Source organism: Bradyrhizobium sp., assembly GCF_035484855.1.
Classification (GTDB): Bacteria; Pseudomonadota; Alphaproteobacteria; order Rhizobiales; family Xanthobacteraceae; genus Bradyrhizobium.
In genome coordinates this window covers 23,791-40,212 of sequence record NZ_DATHOP010000266.1, presented here as the reverse complement: position 1 = coordinate 40,212, position 16,422 = coordinate 23,791, and the positions used below count along the sequence as shown (strand labels likewise).

18 protein-coding genes and 1 riboswitch are annotated in these 16,422 nt (G+C 63.4%); of the genes, 8 read left to right on the top strand and 10 right to left on the bottom strand.

The window, feature by feature from the left end:
• The first annotated feature begins 56 nt into the window (after window positions 1-56).
• Together VK804_RS30135 and VK804_RS30130 are read left to right on the top strand one after the other, a co-directional pair.
• Window positions 57-2,081 (top strand): pyrroloquinoline quinone-dependent dehydrogenase, encoded by a 2,025-nt coding sequence (locus VK804_RS30135; RefSeq protein WP_325751930.1) that lies wholly within the window; start codon window positions 57-59, stop codon window positions 2,079-2,081.
• A gap of 145 nt (window positions 2,082-2,226) precedes the next feature.
• Window positions 2,227-2,484, top strand: coding sequence for a hypothetical protein (locus VK804_RS30130; protein WP_325751929.1), 258 nt, complete (start codon window positions 2,227-2,229; stop codon window positions 2,482-2,484).
• 21 nt (window positions 2,485-2,505) lie between these two features.
• On the opposite strand, the gene VK804_RS30125 is transcribed toward VK804_RS30130, so the two are convergent.
• Together VK804_RS30125 and VK804_RS30120 are read right to left on the bottom strand one after the other, a co-directional pair.
• Window positions 2,506-2,760, bottom strand: coding sequence for a PilZ domain-containing protein (locus VK804_RS30125; RefSeq protein ID WP_325751928.1), 255 nt, complete (start codon window positions 2,758-2,760; stop codon window positions 2,506-2,508).
• A 240-nt stretch (window positions 2,761-3,000) separates the two neighbouring features.
• The gene (locus VK804_RS30120) at window positions 3,001-3,465 is read right to left on the bottom strand and encodes a PaaI family thioesterase (RefSeq protein WP_325751927.1); all 465 of its coding nucleotides are present in this window, start codon (window positions 3,463-3,465) and stop codon (window positions 3,001-3,003) included.
• Between the two features lie 327 nt (window positions 3,466-3,792).
• Here VK804_RS30120 and VK804_RS30115 point away from each other — a divergent pair, with 327 nt between their 5' ends.
• Window positions 3,793-4,080 carry a hypothetical protein gene (locus tag VK804_RS30115; protein ID WP_325751926.1) on the top strand — a complete coding sequence of 96 codons (288 nt, stop codon included), beginning with the start codon at window positions 3,793-3,795 and terminating at the stop codon, window positions 4,078-4,080.
• A gap of 31 nt (window positions 4,081-4,111) precedes the next feature.
• Here VK804_RS30115 and VK804_RS30110 read toward each other — a convergent pair whose 3' ends face one another.
• The 3 genes from VK804_RS30110 to VK804_RS30100 form a co-directional block, all read right to left on the bottom strand.
• Window positions 4,112-4,828 carry a Crp/Fnr family transcriptional regulator gene (locus VK804_RS30110; protein WP_325751925.1) on the bottom strand — a complete coding sequence of 239 codons (717 nt, stop codon included), beginning with the start codon at window positions 4,826-4,828 and terminating at the stop codon, window positions 4,112-4,114.
• Window positions 4,829-5,062: 234 nt separating this feature from the next.
• On the bottom strand, window positions 5,063-5,815 hold the full coding sequence (locus tag VK804_RS30105; RefSeq protein ID WP_325751924.1) for a Crp/Fnr family transcriptional regulator: 753 nt from the start codon (window positions 5,813-5,815) through the stop codon (window positions 5,063-5,065).
• A gap of 60 nt (window positions 5,816-5,875) precedes the next feature.
• Window positions 5,876-6,079 carry a hypothetical protein gene (locus VK804_RS30100; protein WP_325751923.1) on the bottom strand — a complete coding sequence of 68 codons (204 nt, stop codon included), beginning with the start codon at window positions 6,077-6,079 and terminating at the stop codon, window positions 5,876-5,878.
• Window positions 6,080-6,271: 192 nt separating this feature from the next.
• Here VK804_RS30100 and VK804_RS30095 point away from each other — a divergent pair, with 192 nt between their 5' ends.
• Window positions 6,272-6,502, top strand: coding sequence for a hypothetical protein (locus VK804_RS30095; RefSeq protein WP_325751922.1), 231 nt, complete (start codon window positions 6,272-6,274; stop codon window positions 6,500-6,502).
• A 114-nt stretch (window positions 6,503-6,616) separates the two neighbouring features.
• On the top strand, window positions 6,617-6,949 hold the full coding sequence (locus tag VK804_RS30090) for a hypothetical protein (RefSeq protein WP_325751921.1): 333 nt from the start codon (window positions 6,617-6,619) through the stop codon (window positions 6,947-6,949).
• A gap of 186 nt (window positions 6,950-7,135) precedes the next feature.
• Here VK804_RS30090 and VK804_RS30085 read toward each other — a convergent pair whose 3' ends face one another.
• Window positions 7,136-7,330 carry a hypothetical protein gene (locus tag VK804_RS30085; protein WP_325751920.1) on the bottom strand — a complete coding sequence of 65 codons (195 nt, stop codon included), beginning with the start codon at window positions 7,328-7,330 and terminating at the stop codon, window positions 7,136-7,138.
• A 394-nt stretch (window positions 7,331-7,724) separates the two neighbouring features.
• Window positions 7,725-7,916 (bottom strand): hypothetical protein, encoded by a 192-nt coding sequence (locus VK804_RS30080; RefSeq protein ID WP_325751919.1) that lies wholly within the window; start codon window positions 7,914-7,916, stop codon window positions 7,725-7,727.
• A 422-nt stretch (window positions 7,917-8,338) separates the two neighbouring features.
• On the opposite strand from VK804_RS30080, the gene recA reads away from it, so the two are divergent.
• The 3 genes from recA (at window position 8,339) to VK804_RS30065 (ending at window position 11,643) form a co-directional block, all read left to right on the top strand.
• Window positions 8,339-9,430: a recombinase RecA gene (recA, locus tag VK804_RS30075; protein WP_325751918.1), complete on the top strand. Its 1,092-nt coding sequence runs from the start codon at window positions 8,339-8,341 to the stop codon at window positions 9,428-9,430.
• 204 nt (window positions 9,431-9,634) lie between these two features.
• A complete protein-coding gene (locus tag VK804_RS30070; protein WP_325751917.1) occupies window positions 9,635-10,633 on the top strand; it encodes a hypothetical protein in 999 nt (332 codons plus the stop codon).
• 8 nt (window positions 10,634-10,641) lie between these two features.
• Window positions 10,642-11,643 carry a hypothetical protein gene (locus VK804_RS30065; protein WP_325751916.1) on the top strand — a complete coding sequence of 334 codons (1,002 nt, stop codon included), beginning with the start codon at window positions 10,642-10,644 and terminating at the stop codon, window positions 11,641-11,643.
• Window positions 11,644-11,645: 2 nt separating this feature from the next.
• On the opposite strand, the gene gcvP is transcribed toward VK804_RS30065, so the two are convergent.
• The 3 genes from gcvP to gcvT are packed head-to-tail and all read right to left on the bottom strand — an operon-like array spanning window position 11,646 to window position 16,068.
• Window positions 11,646-14,519, bottom strand: coding sequence for an aminomethyl-transferring glycine dehydrogenase (gene gcvP, locus VK804_RS30060; protein ID WP_325751915.1), 2,874 nt, complete (start codon window positions 14,517-14,519; stop codon window positions 11,646-11,648).
• Window positions 14,520-14,527: 8 nt separating this feature from the next.
• A complete protein-coding gene (gcvH, locus tag VK804_RS30055; RefSeq protein WP_325751914.1) occupies window positions 14,528-14,893 on the bottom strand; it encodes a glycine cleavage system protein GcvH in 366 nt (121 codons plus the stop codon).
• A gap of 26 nt (window positions 14,894-14,919) precedes the next feature.
• Window positions 14,920-16,068, bottom strand: coding sequence for a glycine cleavage system aminomethyltransferase GcvT (gene gcvT / locus VK804_RS30050; RefSeq protein WP_325751953.1), 1,149 nt, complete (start codon window positions 16,066-16,068; stop codon window positions 14,920-14,922).
• 137 nt (window positions 16,069-16,205) lie between these two features.
• Window positions 16,206-16,293: riboswitch (glycine riboswitch) on the bottom strand.
• Window positions 16,294-16,422 lie beyond the last annotated feature (129 nt).

Below are 16,422 nucleotides of genomic sequence, written 5' to 3'. Positions count from 1 at the left end.
TCGGCGCTGGAAAGCGTCACAGGTCTTTCACATTCGCGCTCGCCCATGTCGCTGGAATGTCCGGGTTATTGCTCGCGCTCCTGCTGCTGGCCGCTCCACCGGCATGCGCCTGGGATTATTGGGGCGGCGATAGCGGCGGACAGCGATTCTCGCCATTGGCGCAGCTCACGCCGGTCAATGTCGGCAATCTGGTACGGGCGTGGCAGTTCCATACCGGCGATCTCGAAGCCCGGGCGCCTGCGCTGATGGCGCGCACGAAATTCGAAGCAACCCCATTGTTGGTCGAAGACAGCCTGATCTTCTGCACGCCCTTTAATGAAGTGATCGCGCTGGATCCGGCCAACGGCGAGCAGAAGTGGCGTTACGATCCCAAAATCAGTACCGCCCAGCGTCCGGCAAACCGCTACAACTGCCGCGGCGTCGCCTATTGGGTCGATGATCGGGCGGCCGAAGGCGCGGCCTGTCGCTCGCGTATTTTCATGGGCACCAACGACTACCGCGTGATCGCGCTCGATGCGAAGTCCGGCGTTCCCTGCGCTGATTTCGGTTCCAACGGCGAGGTGAAAATCGAGATCGGCAAGCCGCTGCTGTGGCCGGGCGAATTCCAGATCACCTCCGCGCCGGTGGTGAGCCGCGGCGTGGTCGTGGTCGGCTCCTCGATCGCGGACAATGTGCGGGTCGACGCGCCGCCCGGCACCGTGCGCGCGTTCGATGCGCGAACCGGTGCGGCACGCTGGAGCTTCGATCCGCTGATTCACGGTGGCATCAGCGCGGGCCACGCCAATGTCTGGGCGCCGATGTCCACGGATGAAGAACGCGGCCTGGTGTTCCTGCCGACGACCTCGCCAAGCCCGGATTTCTTCGGCGGCAAGCGGCCCGGCAACAACGAGCATGCCAATTCGGTCGTGGCGCTGCGCACCGAGACCGGCGAACTGGTGTGGTCGTTCCAGACCGTGCACCACGACGTCTGGGATTATGACCTGCCGGCGCAGCCGACTTTGGCGCGGATCGATACCGGGGAGGGCATGCGCGACGTCGTGATCCAGCCGACCAAGCACGGGTTTGTGTTCGTGCTCGACCGCGACACCGGCAAGCCGGTATGGCCGGTCGAGGAACGCGCCGTGCCGCAAGGCGGCGCGGAAGGTGAAACGCTGTCGCCGACGCAGCCGTTTCCCACCCATGTGCCGGCCTTGATGCCGCAACAATTTTCGATGGCCGACGTGTCCGAGCCGTTTCCCAGCTTCGGCCGTCCGTCCTGCGAGGAGAAGCTCGGCGGCTTGCGCAACGAGGGCCTTTTCACGCCGCCATCGACACAGGGCACAGTCGTATTTCCGATGACCGGCGGCGGCGTGAACTGGGGCGGTGCGGCGTTCGATCCGGTCAACCAGATCCTCTACGCCAACACTTCCTACGCGATCCACATCATCAAATTGATTCCGAGAGCGGAAGCGGAAGGTTTCAAGCCACCGCCGGGTTCCGATTTCGGACCGCAGCGCGGCGCGCCCTTTGCGCTGTCGCGCGTCGTCGCTCTCTCGGGACTGGGCCTTTTGTGCAACAAGCCGCCGTGGGGCGCGATGGTCGCCGTCGATCTGAAGGCGGGCAAGATTCTGTGGCGCTCCAGCGTCGGCACCACGGAAGATCGCGCGCCGCTCGGCCTGGCATTCCAATGGGGCACGCCGCTGGTCAATGGCGTGGCGGTCACGGCGGGCGGCCTGGTTTTCACTGGCGCCATGGACGCGTATCTGCGCGCCTTCGACGCCAAATCCGGCGAGGAGTTGTGGCAGGGCCGGCTGCCGGTGCCCGGCATCGCCAATCCCATGACCTATCTGTGGAAGGGCGAACAATATGTCCTGATCGCCGCCGGCGGCCATTCCGAATCGGGTGCCACGATCGGCGACAGCGTGGTGGCGTTTCGGCTGGCGCGGCCGGGCGAAGCGCCATCGCTGTGGTCGCGCACCATCGACCGGCCCGGCGGCAGGTTCTGGAGCGGGGCGCTCTCGGTTGCGATTGCAATCGTGCTGATCGCGGTCGCGGCGTGGCGCTGGCGGCGACGCGTCAAATTGCGCAGAGCCGGCGTCTAGGGGCTGCCGATGCATCTCCCGGCGCAATCAATCGTGAATTGCCTCACCTTGTCGGAGGGTGACTGCCACGTTGCGCGTCAGGCTGTTCCGGGTAAGCTGATTGCCTGCGTCGCAGTGAGGACACGCAGCACGGGAGGATGGTCCGATGCCGAGAAAGGGAGTCACGGGCCACGACGGATGGGTGATCACGGAAGCGCTGGCGACCGCGCTGGTCGCGCTGGAGCAACTGCCGTCGAAACACCAGCCGCGCACCCATATGGAGGAAATCCGCAAGCTGTTGGCCGCGGGTTCCGCGCCCGAAACCGTCAAACTGCACCTCGCCCAGGCCAAGTGCAGGCTGTTTCCCGACCGCGATCCGCTGACCATCTATGACGAGTACGGCATCGGGGACGGGCAGGGCTGAGACGGCTCCCGTTCCAGCCGATCAATCGAACACGACACCGACCCGCTGTGCGTCGTTCCAGACCGCGTGACAGCGGCGCAGGAACTGATCGGTCTCGATCACCAGTGTGAAAGCCTGCGGCAGGCCGATCGGGCTGACGATATCGACCCGCGCGCCGTTGGCCGAAATGTTTCGTACGGTGCAATCGACGCCGCCGCCGCCGCCGAAGGCGAGCATGCCGTGTTTGAGCACCCTGTGCCGCGGGGCTGCCCTTCTCTCGCTCGTCTGCGCGTTCATCGCCGTGGTCCGCAGTCGTTGTCCTGCCGGACTTTGGCACACCGGACTTGCGGGCTGATAAATCCGCATCGTTCCCACGATGCATACAAGTTTAGGATTGGTTTACGATAAATGCCGGCGCGCCGCTTTGGGATGCGCCTAAAGCCCTTTCCGTTTCGATGGAATCGAAACGGGGCTCTAGATTCTTGTTTTGACGCGTTTTCTTCACGCGAACCGGTGGGCACTTCGCTCGAAAACGCTCTACAGCATCGCAAACGCGCTGGAGACCATCGCCACCGGCTTGTTGTCGCCGGCGCTCGACAGGGTGACGCGGCCGAAGCTCATGGTGCGTCCGAGCCGAACCACCCGCGCATCCGCCACGACATCGGATCGCGTCGCCGCGCGCATGAAATGCGTGGTCTGATCGACGGTCGTCATCGGCCGGTAGCCGCGGTTGGCCACGAGATTGGCGATCACCATCGCGGTGTCGGCGAACGCCATCAGCGCCTGGCCACAGACGATGCCGCCATTGCGGCACAGGCGTTCCGAAAACGGCATGCGCAGGATCGCCCCTGGCTGCCAGTCGGCATCAGCCCCCTCCGGCGGGGCGCATTCGATGCCGCTGATCGAGAGCTTGAGGTCCTGCACCCAGGGTGCGAACACCTCGGCGAGCACGCGGCGGGCTTCCTCGATGTCGAATTCTGCTGTCGGTTGTTCGCTCTGCATGCGGTTCCTCGCCCGGTTTGGACGGTATTGTAGAGGGCATCTGGCGGAAGGGAACAGTGGCGCGGCATGGCTTGAAAATGCCCAGCTTGCGGCCGTATGCTGGGGACTTGGGGAGCAGGTGGACCATGTTCAGGCGATGGGCACTGATTTTGGGCGTCGTAGCGGTCGGACTCGCGCTCAGTGGCTGCACCAAATGCGGTCCGATCTGGGACGACTGGATGGCCCCGAAATCCTGCAAGTCGGACCATTTTTAGCGCTTGGGCCGCGGTACTTGGTGTGGCGTTCCGCGCGGTGATATATGACATGAGAAAATGCAGGGAGCATTCCATGAGGGTTTTCCGCATAGCGGCGGTGTTCGCGGTGCTGGCCGGGCCGGCTTACGCCCAGATGCCCAACATCAATTTACTCCCCGCGGACAAAACCGTGACGCCGGAGGAGAAGGAAGCCCAGGAGGCGCGTGACAAGGCCTACAAGGAATCCCTGAGGAAAATTCCGGACGCCAAAACCTCTACCGATCCGTGGGGCAATGTGCGCAGCGATGCGCCCAAAACGGTGGCGCCGGCAAAGCCGAAGACGAAAACCGGCAGCGCGCAGACCAAGACGGAAACCCGCTGAGTGCCAGGCTATCTGGGCCGTGCGCGGCGCGTCAGGAAAGCGCGACCGACTGGTCCACCAGCGTTTCGTAGCACTCGCACGACATCCGCAGCAGCGTCGCCCGGTCGAGGATCCTGATCACCCCACGTGAATAGGTGATGACGCCGGCGCCCTGGATCTTGCTGGCGACCTCGGTCACCGAGGTGCGCCGCACTCCCAGCATTTCGGCAAGGAATTCCTGCGTCAAGGCAACGGTGTCGCTGGCGGCCCGGTCCGCGCTTTGTAACAGCCAGCGGCAGAACCGCGCCTCGATCGAGTGCAGCGCGTTGCAGGCGGCCGTCACCCGCGCCTGCGACAGCAGCACCTCGTTGTAGCGGATGGCGAGATTGCGAACGGGATCGCTGGTGGCGGCCACGGTGCGGAAATGCGTGGCGGCGATACGGCTGCAGGCCATCGGCATCTGCACGACGACGCGGACCAGCGACTTGTAGAGACCAAGGCCGGCCATCGCGCCGACCACGCCTTCGCGGCCGACGGTCGCGGTCTCGATCGCCTTGCCGTCGCGCAGCACCGCGAGCAGCGAGAGCATGCCGTAATGCGGGAAGTAGACCTGATCGACCTCGTCGCCGGCTTCGGTCAGCACGTCTCCCTGCGGCAGGGAGAGCGTCACGAGATGCGGCAGCAGCCGATCGAAATGATCGCGGGGAAGGGAGGCCAGCAGTTTATTGTCCAAGGGAAGACCGGCGTTTGCAACCTGTGTCAATGCCACTGCGATATCCTGCCCGGTCGGTCGGGCCGATTTACCGCAGGAGGTGAAAGGACGCTCCGAGAGGGCGATCCGCGGAAAGCTTGTTTATAGGGACCGCGAAGGGGGGTGTCGGTCCGGTAGCCGTCATAGCGTACATTCCGGGCCGGCCTTTAATCGCAATGGCTTGCCTCGGCGCCTTCCACCGATGGAATTCAAGGGTCCGAAATCCGACACAGGTGAGGGCGCGGCGTCTTTTTAACCGACTTCGGTGACCAGCCGATGCTTCTTGTCGGTCCGCGGCGCGAGCGGCGTATCGCCGAGCAGGCGATCGAACTCCAGCCGCGATATGTCGTAGCATTCGCAGGCGCGCAGCCGCAGTGCCTCGACATCGAGGATGGTGACATGGCCGCGCCGATAGCGGACCAGCCCCGCTTTCTGCAGGTTACCCATCACGTCGGTGACCGTGGTTCGCCGCACGCCCAGCATCATGCCGAGGAATTCATGGGTGAGCAGGAAGTCGCCCTCGGGCATCCGGTCGCGTGTCATCAACAGCCAGCGGCAACAGCGTTGTTCGACCCGGTGCAGATGGGCGCAGGCGGCCGATTGCGCGACCTGGTTGAAGAAGGCATGGGCGTAGCGCAGCATCATCAGGTTCAGACTCGGGCTGCGCTCGAGTTCGCCGCGGAACGCGCGAGAGTCCATCACCAGGGCTGTTCCCGGTACCTGCACATAGACCGCGGACGGCGCGTCGCGGTCGCCGAAGCAAATCGGCAGTCCCACCATTCCCTCGCTGCCGATGGTGCCGACCTCGGCGCTCGCGCCCTCAGCCGTCGTGATCACCAGCGACGCGACGCCGTCGACGGGGAAGTAGACATGTTCGATCGGGCGTGAAGCCTCGTAGAGGCTTTTTCTGTATTCGAGAATGACCTGCGACAAATGCGGCCGCAGCCGCTCGTAATCATTGTCCGACAACAGCGAGAGCAGCCGGTTGGTCCGTCGGTGGTACATGCCCTGTTATTTCCAGTGTTTGACGGCTGCATCCAACGCCAATGGCTGCAGGCCGCTTGGTCAGCGCTGTCGGTCGTCCGAACCTGCCCGCCAGACCGCCCGGTCGTCATTTTCCCCGGCATCGACCCGTGCGGCATATTCCTCGGCGAGCCTGAGCAAACTATCACGTAGAGCCGGGTCGGTAGAATCGCCGGCAAGCCGACGGCAACGCTCGGCCTGTTCACGGAGCTCGGCCTGTTCGCGGAGATGGAAGAGCTGCGCCATCCGACTCACTCGCAACGCGGCGGGAGGTCCCATCGGGCTCTCGGTCGCCGGCGCCGTTGGGGTCCTGCCGGCAATGCCGCGATAGTATCGAGATTATGTCGGGTAAGCGACTCAATTCGTTGAGTTCCGAGGACTCGGATTGGCCGGCACACGCGCTATATTCAGTCGGTCGTCCTGTGTTGGAGTAGCGACATGGCCTTGCGCCCCCGCGATCTGGCAAGCCGCATGGCCGGCCGGCGGAAGTCGGACGATGGCTATCTGCGCGAGACCTTCACCTTGCCGCGCGACAAGGCACGCACCAGGGCGCGCGATTACTTCGCCCGCTATCCCAAGGCCGCCTATATGAGTTCCGTCGAAAGCTGGCGCGAATTGCCGGGCGGCGACATCGAATTTACGATGCGACGACTGCCGAGCGCCGACTGAGGTTGCGCAAGGGGAACCCTGATCGCGTCCGGTTTCGCCTCCAACCCCATAGGATTGTTAACATTTTTGCGGCATAGCTGGTTTTCGCCCGAGCCTCAGGCTTGAGAGAATCCGATGGCGAGACATCGCAAAGACCTCGGCGCGCGCAAGCACATGCGGGTCGAGCTGTACAAGCCGGGATTCCTGATCCCGGCGCCGGACGCGCCCTGGATCGAGTGCCAGATCGTCGATGTCTCCGACAACGGCGTTCGCCTCGATGTCGGCGCGCTGGCGGTGCCGAAGCTGTTCGGATTGGCCTTCACGGAGCGCGGCGAGGTGCTGCGGGTATGCGCGCTGGTTTGGCGCCAAGGCGAACTGGTCGGCGCCCGCTTCGTCACCGCCAAACAGCTTCGGGAGGGTTTTGAGCCTGACGACGCCGATCCGAAACGGAAGACGCTGGTCGAGTAGAGCCTCGCAGGCTTCAATCCAGCGACTCTGCGACGATGCGGATTCGAAACAACGGCCGCTTGGACTCGTCGAGAAGCTCCATTTGCCACTCGGAGTTCTCAATCCCCGGATTGATCAACTCCGGGCTTTTACGGAGATAAGTACGCTCCCGCGCCGCGGCGCAGCCAAGTCGGTTTGGTGCCGCGCTCACTCGCTCTCGGTGATCCGGATCAGGCCGTCGCCGGTCACGACCGGGCCTTTGGCGGTGAGGGTGACGTAGCCGAGGGTCAAGAGCTTTGCCAGATGAGGGGCGGGTATCCTGGGATTGGGCGCCGTGACCGCAACTTCGATCAGCGAGGCGAACTCTTCGGGCGTCAACAGCTTTGGCGCGTGAACCGTCATTCCTGAACCCTGCATTCCTGAACCTTGGGCCGGGATGCGCTGCGGCCACTAACATCGAAACAAAACCGGCCCCAACCGGGCCCCGAACCGCGCGGATCCGGGGCAACATCGCAGCTCCCGCCGTGCGCAGTTCGGCAATGACGATATAAATTCTGGCACAGGTCGCAGCAACCGCATCGAGTCAGATCAAGGGCTGCGAATCGCTGATCAGCGGGAGGAGGTAGGCCAGCACGAATGGCCAAGCCATCGTCTCCGCCACCAGCCGGATTCGAAACAGCGGCGCATCGGTCGCATCCACCTTGATGAGATTCTCATCTTCAGCCGGGCGCTATCCGTTTGAATACGGCATAACGTCGCCATCCGTACAATGCTGTCGGTTCGGGAATCCGCGGAATTAGAAGGCTTGTTCGCGTTCAGACTTCTTCAGCTCGCGGTCGATGCGCAGCTGGACGCGCCGAATCGCCAATAGGTTGATCCTGGTTTCCGTTCTGCCCGTCTTGACCTCGTCGCCGATCCGGAACTGCCATTTCCAGACCCCCGGCGTCGCCGTGGTTGTCACCATATAGTCCACGCCCTTGTGATTCATGGGAAATCTCCGCCGCGACTCGAATTGAGCATTTTAACCACATCTCCTTGGTTGCATCTGTTCAATTTTGCTCGCGTCTAATGGTGATTCCTGCTTGCTCTGCAGGCTATTGAAAAAAAGGCGGCCTATCGGCCCGATTCTGCGCTTCGTCCGACCTCGTTTTCGCCGATTTGAATAAAATCCGTAGTTCTACGGATTTTGAATGCGCTGCAACTTAAGGGTTCATCTCTCTACTTTAACCGTCTAACAGATTGAAATTACGCAACTTATAAGAGCGGAAGGTGCTAACTACACGCTAGAAAAAGAACATATTGCGAACTTAGAACAAATAGGGTACATTGTTCCACCGATCAGGGTTCTTGAAACCTTCATCTCCGCCCGTTTGTCCCGCTAGCGAATCCCCGCCATAAGGAGCACGACCTATGTCCGCCACTGCCCTGCGTATCGTCGAAGGATCCTCCATGGACAAGACCAAGGCCCTGTCCGCTGCGCTCTCCCAAATCGAGCGCCAGTTCGGCAAGGGCTCGGTGATGCGGCTCGGCAAGAACGACCGCTCGATGGACATCGAGACGATTTCCTCCGGCTCGCTCGGGCTCGACATCGCGCTCGGCGTCGGCGGCCTGCCGCGCGGACGGGTGGTCGAAATCTACGGGCCGGAATCCTCCGGGAAAACCACGCTGGCGCTGCATACGGTCGCCGAAGGGCAGAAGAAGGGCGGCATCTGCGCCTTCATCGACGCCGAACACGCGCTCGACCCGGTCTATGCCCGAAAGCTCGGCGTCAACATCGACGATCTCCTGATCTCGCAGCCCGACACCGGCGAGCAGGCGCTGGAAATCTGCGACACCCTGGTGCGCTCAGGCGCGGTCGATGTGCTGGTGATCGATTCGGTGGCGGCCTTGGTGCCGAAGGCCGAGCTCGAAGGCGAGATGGGCGATGCGCTGCCGGGCCTTCAGGCCCGCCTGATGAGCCAGGCGCTGCGCAAACTCACCGCCTCGATCAACAAATCCAACACCATGGTGATTTTCATCAACCAGATCCGGATGAAGATCGGCGTGATGTACGGCTCGCCGGAAACCACCACCGGCGGCAACGCGCTGAAATTCTACGCTTCCGTCCGGCTCGATATCCGCCGCATCGGCGCGATCAAGGAACGCGACGAGGTGGTCGGCAACCAGACCCGCGTCAAGGTGGTGAAGAACAAGCTGGCGCCGCCGTTCAAGCAGGTCGAGTTCGACATCATGTATGGCGAGGGTGTCTCCAAGATGGGCGAAATCCTCGATCTCGGCGTCAAGGCCGGCATCGTGGAAAAATCCGGCGCCTGGTTCTCCTATGACAGCCAGCGGCTCGGCCAGGGCCGCGAAAACTCAAAAGCCTTCCTCAAGGCCAATCCGGACATGACCGCGAAAATCGAGGCTGCGATCCGACAGAACTCCGGCCTGATCGCGGAGCAGATTCTCGCGGGCTCCCCCGAGCGCGATGCCGAGGGTGAAGAAGAGCCGGTCGAGGAGTGAGGTTTTCGGACCGTCGGGCATGGTCGGGAAAATGGCGGGAATCGTTTTCCCAAAAGATGGTGTTCAACCAAGAAGATGAGGTCGTGATCCGAAGTATCGGATCATGATCGGGTCGACTTGAGGTCCGACATCAACGGGCGCTGCGAACGTGAGTTGCCGACGTTCTCAGCGCCCCTTTTGTGATGTGCGTAGTCGGCGAGGGCCATGAGACGCCTGATTTTGACCAGCATGTCTGGCACAAGCCTTTACCGTACGGACCTCGCGGACGCGGTGGTTTGTTTCCCTTTCTTTCGCTTCGTGTGGGGGCCGCTGCCGTCTCCGGACAAGATTGCGACCTACCTCGGCGCCCTTTCGGACCAGCACGGTCCTGGGGAACACTGGTCGATTTTCGCCTACCGCTGGCCTCAAGGCGCCGCCGGCAGGGAGATCGAACTGGTCGAGCTCTGCCGGCTGTGCGAGGTGGTCGAGTTATGGTTTGATCCCAACCCGAACGACCAGTTGCAACTGGTTTGGCTGCTCGATTTTTTTCATTTTCACCCGGATGTCGTGGCCCGGCTGCGATTGCGCCTTGTCGACTTCGACTTGATCAGCGTTCCGTCAACAGGACTTGGCAAGCGGAAGGTGCAGGACATCGGCGTCACCGGCGCCGAGCTTGAGACGGCCAGCATGGCGTGGCAGGCCTATCGGGCGACGACGCCGGAAGCCTGCCTCGCGCTGCTGGCCACTGATTTGAGCCCGTTGCTGCTGTTAAAACCGGCCTTGCTTAATCTGCTCGCCGAGCTTCCATCCAGCACAACAGGGCTCGGCGCAACGGAAATGCGAATGCTGGAGATGATTGCCTGCGGATTTGCGAAAACGAACCCGCTTTTCCATTTCCGCACGCTGCGCGGGAAGCGCGTATTCGATGAGTCGGAACTTGGGTACCTGCTTGAGGGACTGGCGCATGGCCCGACGCCGGCGGTGACTGGTCTCGACGATGAACTGCGCACACTCGAAAAGAGCAACCATCGGGGCCGTCACGATGCATACAGGCGAAGCCGGCTGTCGCTGACCGAATTCGGCAAGGCAGTCGTCGCGCACAAGGAAGACTTCAGCCGGCATAACCCGATCGATCGCTGGTGGGGCGGCACTCATTTGACCAACGATTGCCTGTGGCGTTGGAATCCGACGCTGATGAAGCCGCAAGTCGTCGGCTCGAAGTAGGGCGTCCCATGAAGCGACTGATTCTGACCTTTGACGACAGCGCTGCGGGTGCCCTCAGGGGTGCGGGTCTCGCCGATTGCGTGGTGCCTTTCGGGTTGTGCTTCGTCTGGGGTCGGTTGCGGCCTGCGAACGAGCTCAAGACATTCCTGTCGCCGCGAGCGGCCAAGCCTGCAGCCGCGGATTTCCATTGGCTCGACAATCTCAACGGCGCTCACCTTGAGGAAGCGCGGAAGCGGGGTGCTGGATTGATCGAATTCTGCGAGCGCTTCGAGACGGTCGAACTATGGGCTGATCCCGAGCCGAATGCGCAACTACAGTTGGTCTGGCTGCTCGACCAACTTCGGCTGCATGCGGATGTCGCTTCCAAAACTGTTTTGGTCCGGACGGATACGAGGATCGGCGATCATCCGCCAACGGATTGGGTCGAGCAGCGGTTCACCGCTGTTCCGGTCCGCAACGATCATCTCGAAGCCGCCTGTGCGGCCTGGTCGTCCTGGCGCGCGCCGACGCCGGTCGCGTGGTTCGGTCTGTTGGCGCGGAATTTGACTGCGCTTCCACAACTACGAAACACTGTCATCGCACTGCTCGAAGAGCTTCCGGCGCGCGCCACCGGGCTCGGCACGACGGAAATGCGGATGCTGGAGCTGTTGGCCGCAGGCCACGTGCATCCGTACGACCTGTTTCCCGGGCACCAAAGGCCTAATGATCGCCGAACCTTCGGCTTTTGGGAGGTGGGCGAGTTGCTGGATGGAATGGCCCATTGCCCCGCGCCCGCCATCGCGGGCCTCGACGAAGGCCCCTTCGATGAAGAGTTGCGCGACGCGAGGGAGCGTCACGATCGGTACAGGAACAGCACGCTTTCATTGACCGGTCTGGGAAAGGCGATCCTTGCGCAGACCGACGATTTCAGCCGACACAATCCTGTGCATCGCTGGTGGGGCGGCACCGAACTGAACAATGACAGCCTGTGGCGCTGGGACCCGCGGCAACGAGTTTTAGTCGCTCCCTGACCTCACTCCGCCGCCTGCGCATAGTCCTCGATCGGCGGGCACGAGCAGACCAGGTTGCGGTCGCCATAGACGTTGTCGACGCGTCCGACCGGGCTCCAGTATTTGTCCGAGCGCGAGGTGCCCGCCGGGAAGCAGCCCTCGACGCGAGAATAAGCCCGGGCCCAGGAGTCATCGGCGATGTCATGCACCGTGTGCGGCGCGTAGCGCAGCGGCGAGGCCTCGATCTTCCAGCGTCCGGTTTCGATCTCTGATATCTCCTGCCGGATCGCGATCATGGCGTCGCAGAAGCGGTCGAGCTCCGCCTTCGATTCGGATTCGGTCGGCTCGATCATCAGCGTGCCCGGCACCGGAAAACTCATGGTCGGCGCATGAAAGCCGTAATCAATCAGCCGTTTGGCGATGTCGTCGACGGTGACGCCGCTGGTTTGCTTCAGCGCGCGGGGATCGATGATGCATTCATGCGCGACGCGGCCCTTGGCGTTGCGATACAGCACCGGGAAATGCGGATCGAGTTTTGTCGCGATGTAGTTGGCGTTGAGGATCGCGATTTCGGTCGCGCGCGCAAGACCTTCGCCGCCCATCATCAGAATGTAGATGTAAGAGATGGTCAGGATCGACGCCGAGCCGAACGGCGCCGCCGACACGGGTCCGACCGCCGATGGCTTGGCACCATCGGTCGCGGGATGGCCGGGCAAATACGGCGCCAGATGCACCTTGACGCCGATCGGCCCCATGCCCGGGCCGCCGCCGCCATGGGGAATGCAGAAGGTCTTGTGCAAATTGAGGTGGCTGACGTCGGCGCCGTAGTCACCGGGCCGCGACAGCCCGACCTGCGCGTTCATGTTGGCGCCGTCGAGATAGACCTGCCCGCCATGGCCGTGAACGATGTCGCAGATCTCGCGGATATGTTCCTCGAACACGCCGTGGGTGGAGGGATAGGTGATCATCACGGCGGCGAGGTTTTTCGAATGTTTTTCGGCCCTGGCGCGGAGATCGCCGACATCGACGTCGCCGTTGATATCGCAGGCCACCACCACCACCTCCATCCCGGCCATATGGGCGGAGGCCGGATTGGTGCCATGCGCCGAGGAGGGGATCAGGCACACCTTTCGATGGGGCTCGCCGCGAGCCGCGTGATAGGCGCGGATCGCAAGCAGGCCGGCATATTCGCCCTGCGCGCCCGAATTCGGCTGCAGCGAGATCGCGTCATAGCCCGTGATGTCGCACAGCCATTTTTCCAGCCGGGCGAACAGCGCGTGATAGCCTGCCGCCTGCTCGCGCGGCGCGAATGGATGAAGCGAACCGAATTCGGGCCAGGTCAGCGGGATCATCTCGCTCGTCGCGTTGAGCTTCATGGTGCAGGAGCCCAGCGGAATCATCGCGCGGTCGAGCGCGAGGTCGCGATCGCTGAGCTTGCGCATGTAGCGCAGCAATTCCGTCTCAGAGCGATGAGCATGAAACACCGGATGGGTGAGGAACGCTGCTGTTCGCTTCAACTCGGCCGGCAGCGCTTCCCGTGCGCCGGCCTCGATATCAGCATAGTTGAGCGCGCCGCCGAACGCCCGCCATACCGCCTCGACCACGGCAGGCGTCGTGGTCTCGTCCAGCGCGATGCCGAGCGCGCGTTCGCCGATCCGCAGGTTGATCCGTTCAGCGAGTGCCCGGTCGACGATCTCGCCTTGCTTGGCGCCGACGTTCACGGTCACGGTGTCGAAAAATGCTTCCGATCGCAGGACAAAACCAAGCTTGCGCAATCCGGCCGCCAGCACGGCCGTGCGGCGATGCACCGCGCGCGCGATCTCCGTCAGCCCCTCCGGCCCGTGATAGACCGCATACATCGAGGCGATCACGGCGAGCAGCACCTGTGCGGTGCAGATATTGGAGGTCGCCTTTTCGCGGCGGATATGCTGTTCGCGGGTCTGCAGCGCCAGCCGGTAGGCGGGCTGTCCCCGCGAGTCGATCGACAGGCCGACAATACGCCCGGGCAGCGAACGTTTCAGTTCATCGCGCACCGCCATGTAAGCCGCGTGTGGGCCGCCAAAACCCATCGGCACGCCAAAGCGCTGCGCCGATCCGATCGCGATATCGGCGCCGAGATCGCCCGGCGAGGCCAATAGCGTCAGCGCCAGCAAATCGGCTGACACGACCGCCAGCGCGCCCCTGGCGTGCAGCGCTGCGATCGCCGCGCGAGGATCGCGCACCGCGCCTGACGTATCCGGATATTGCAGCAGGGCGCCGAACACGTCTGATTTGTCGAGATCGGCTAGGGGATCGCCGACGATCAGATTCCAGCCCAGCGGCTCGGCGCGGGTGCGCAGCACCGCCAGCGTCTGCGGATGCACCCCGGCATCGACGAAGAACGATTTTGGCTTTGAAGGCGCGGCGCGTTCGGCGAGCGCCATGGCCTCGGCGGCCGCCGTCGCCTCATCGAGCAACGAGGCATTGGCGACGTCGAGCCCGGTGAGATCGCAGATCATGGTCTGGAAATTGAACAAGGCTTCCAGCCGGCCCTGGCTGATCTCCGGCTGATATGGCGTATAGGCCGTGTACCAGGCGGGGTTTTCCAGGATGTTGCGCTGGATCACCGCCGGCAGGACCGTGCCGGAATAGCCTTGGCCGATCAGCGAGGTGAAAACCTGGTTCTGCGCGGCCAGTTCGCGCATGTGAGCCAGCGCCTCGGTTTCGCTCAAGGCGCCGCCGAGGTCGAGCGGCGCGTGCTGGCGGATCGACGACGGCAGCGTCTGCGCCATCAGCGCCTCGAGGCTTGTTGCGCCGACGGTCTCCAGCATGCCGGCGACGTCGCGCGGCGAGGGGCCGATGTGGCGGCGGACGAAGCTGGTGGCGGGCTCGACGAAGGCTTTGCGGTGCGCGGTCATCTCATACCTCAGGCGGTGTGCTTGGCGTAGGCGGCCTCGTCCATCAGGCCGTCGAGTTCACTTTTGTCAGCGATCCTCATCTTGAAGAACCAGGCCTTGCCGGCCGCATCCGAATTGATCAGCGCGGGTTCGCCGACGACCGCCTCGTTGACCTCGAGGACTTCACCGGAAATCGGTGCGTAGACGTCGGAGGCGGCCTTGACCGACTCGACCACGGCGGCGGCTTCTCCCTTCTTCAGGCTGCGGCCCGTCTTCGGCAGTTCGACGAACACGACGTCGCCGAGCTGCGACTGCGCGTAGTCGGTGACGCCGATGGTGGCTGTGTCACCCTCGATGCGGAGCCATTCGTGGTCTGGCGTGAAAAGCGTGGTCATGACAATTCCTTCGGCATTTTTCGGGTTCAGCGTTTGTAGGTGTTGGCGACGAACGGCATCGTCGCTGTCCGCAGCGGCAGACGCTGCCCGCGCAGTTCGGCAAACACGGTGGTGCCGATTGTGGCCTGCGCCGACGGCAGATAGCCCATGGCCACCGGCGCATTCAGGCTCGGGCCGAAACCGCCCGAGGTGACCGCGCCGATCGGTTCGGTTGAAGCCGCATCGGCAAATAGCCGCGCGCCTTCGCGCACCGGAGCGCGCCCCTCCGGCCGCAAGCCGACGCGGCGGCGAGGAGCGCCGGTTTGAAGCCGCGCCAGAACGATATCCGAACCGGGAAACCCGCCGGCGCGTGCGCCGCCAGCGCGGCGGCTCTTTTGAATGGACCATTCCAGCGCGCCCTCGACCGGCGTGGTCGTGGTGTCGATGTCGTGACCGTAGAGGCAAAGGCCAGCCTCGAGCCGCAGGCTGTCGCGGGCGCCGAGCCCGACCGGCAACACGTCGCCATCGGCCAGCAGCGCCTTGGCAAGCTGCTCGGCCTGTGCGGCGGGAACCGAAATCTCAAAGCCGTCCTCGCCGGTGTAGCCGGAGCGCGAGACGAAACAGTCGACGCCGTCGACGCGGCGGGGACCTGCATCCATGAACCGCATGGCCCGCGCATCCGGGCAATATTTCGCCAGCACCGCTTCAGCCTTCGGCCCCTGTAGCGCGATCAGCGCGCGGTCGGAGAGCGGCTCGACCTCGCAAACATCCGACAAATGCGCGCGCAGATGCGCCTCGTCGTCGGCCTTGCAGGCGGCATTGACCACCAGGAACAGGTGGCTGCCGAAATTGGCCACCATCAGGTCGTCGAGGATGCCTCCCGCATCGTTGGTGAACTGCGCGTAGCGCTGCCGCCCCGGCGCCACGCCAACAATGTCCTGCGGCACCAGCCGCTCCAGCGCCAGCGCCGCATCTTCGAGCTTGCCGGATTTCGGACGCAGCTCGATCTGACCCATATGCGAGACGTCGAACAGGCCGGCGCGCTCACGGGTATGCAGGTGTTCCCGCAGCACGCCCGTGGCGTATTGCACCGGCATGTCATAGCCGGCGAACGGCACCATCTTGCCGCCGCTGGCCACATGCAGCGCGTGCAGGGGGGTATGTTTCAACCTGGATTGGTCTTCGCGCGCAAGCATCATGAGGCCCTCGCGGTTCCCGAGGACAATCCCTCGAAAACCTGTCGAAGCCCCATCTGTCGCTGTGCCTGAGAGTATTATCCCGTCGGCGGACGCTTTGGGCGGCAAGGCCCTTGGCGCCTCTTTCCAGATGCTAGCAAGTCACGCGGTCCGTTTGCCTGAGAGTTTCCGGGGCGGTTGCTCCTTCGGCGCCGGCACGTAGCCGATCTCTCCCGACGTGACTATCTACAGATAGGAAGAGAACACGGCTCAACCAAGCCTGTCAACGCGGCTGCCAGCGGTATCAACGGCTGTTGTGCTGCTGCGGCAAGCCGCTGATCCCGTGCACACTTTCTGGACACCACGGTCCCCCTT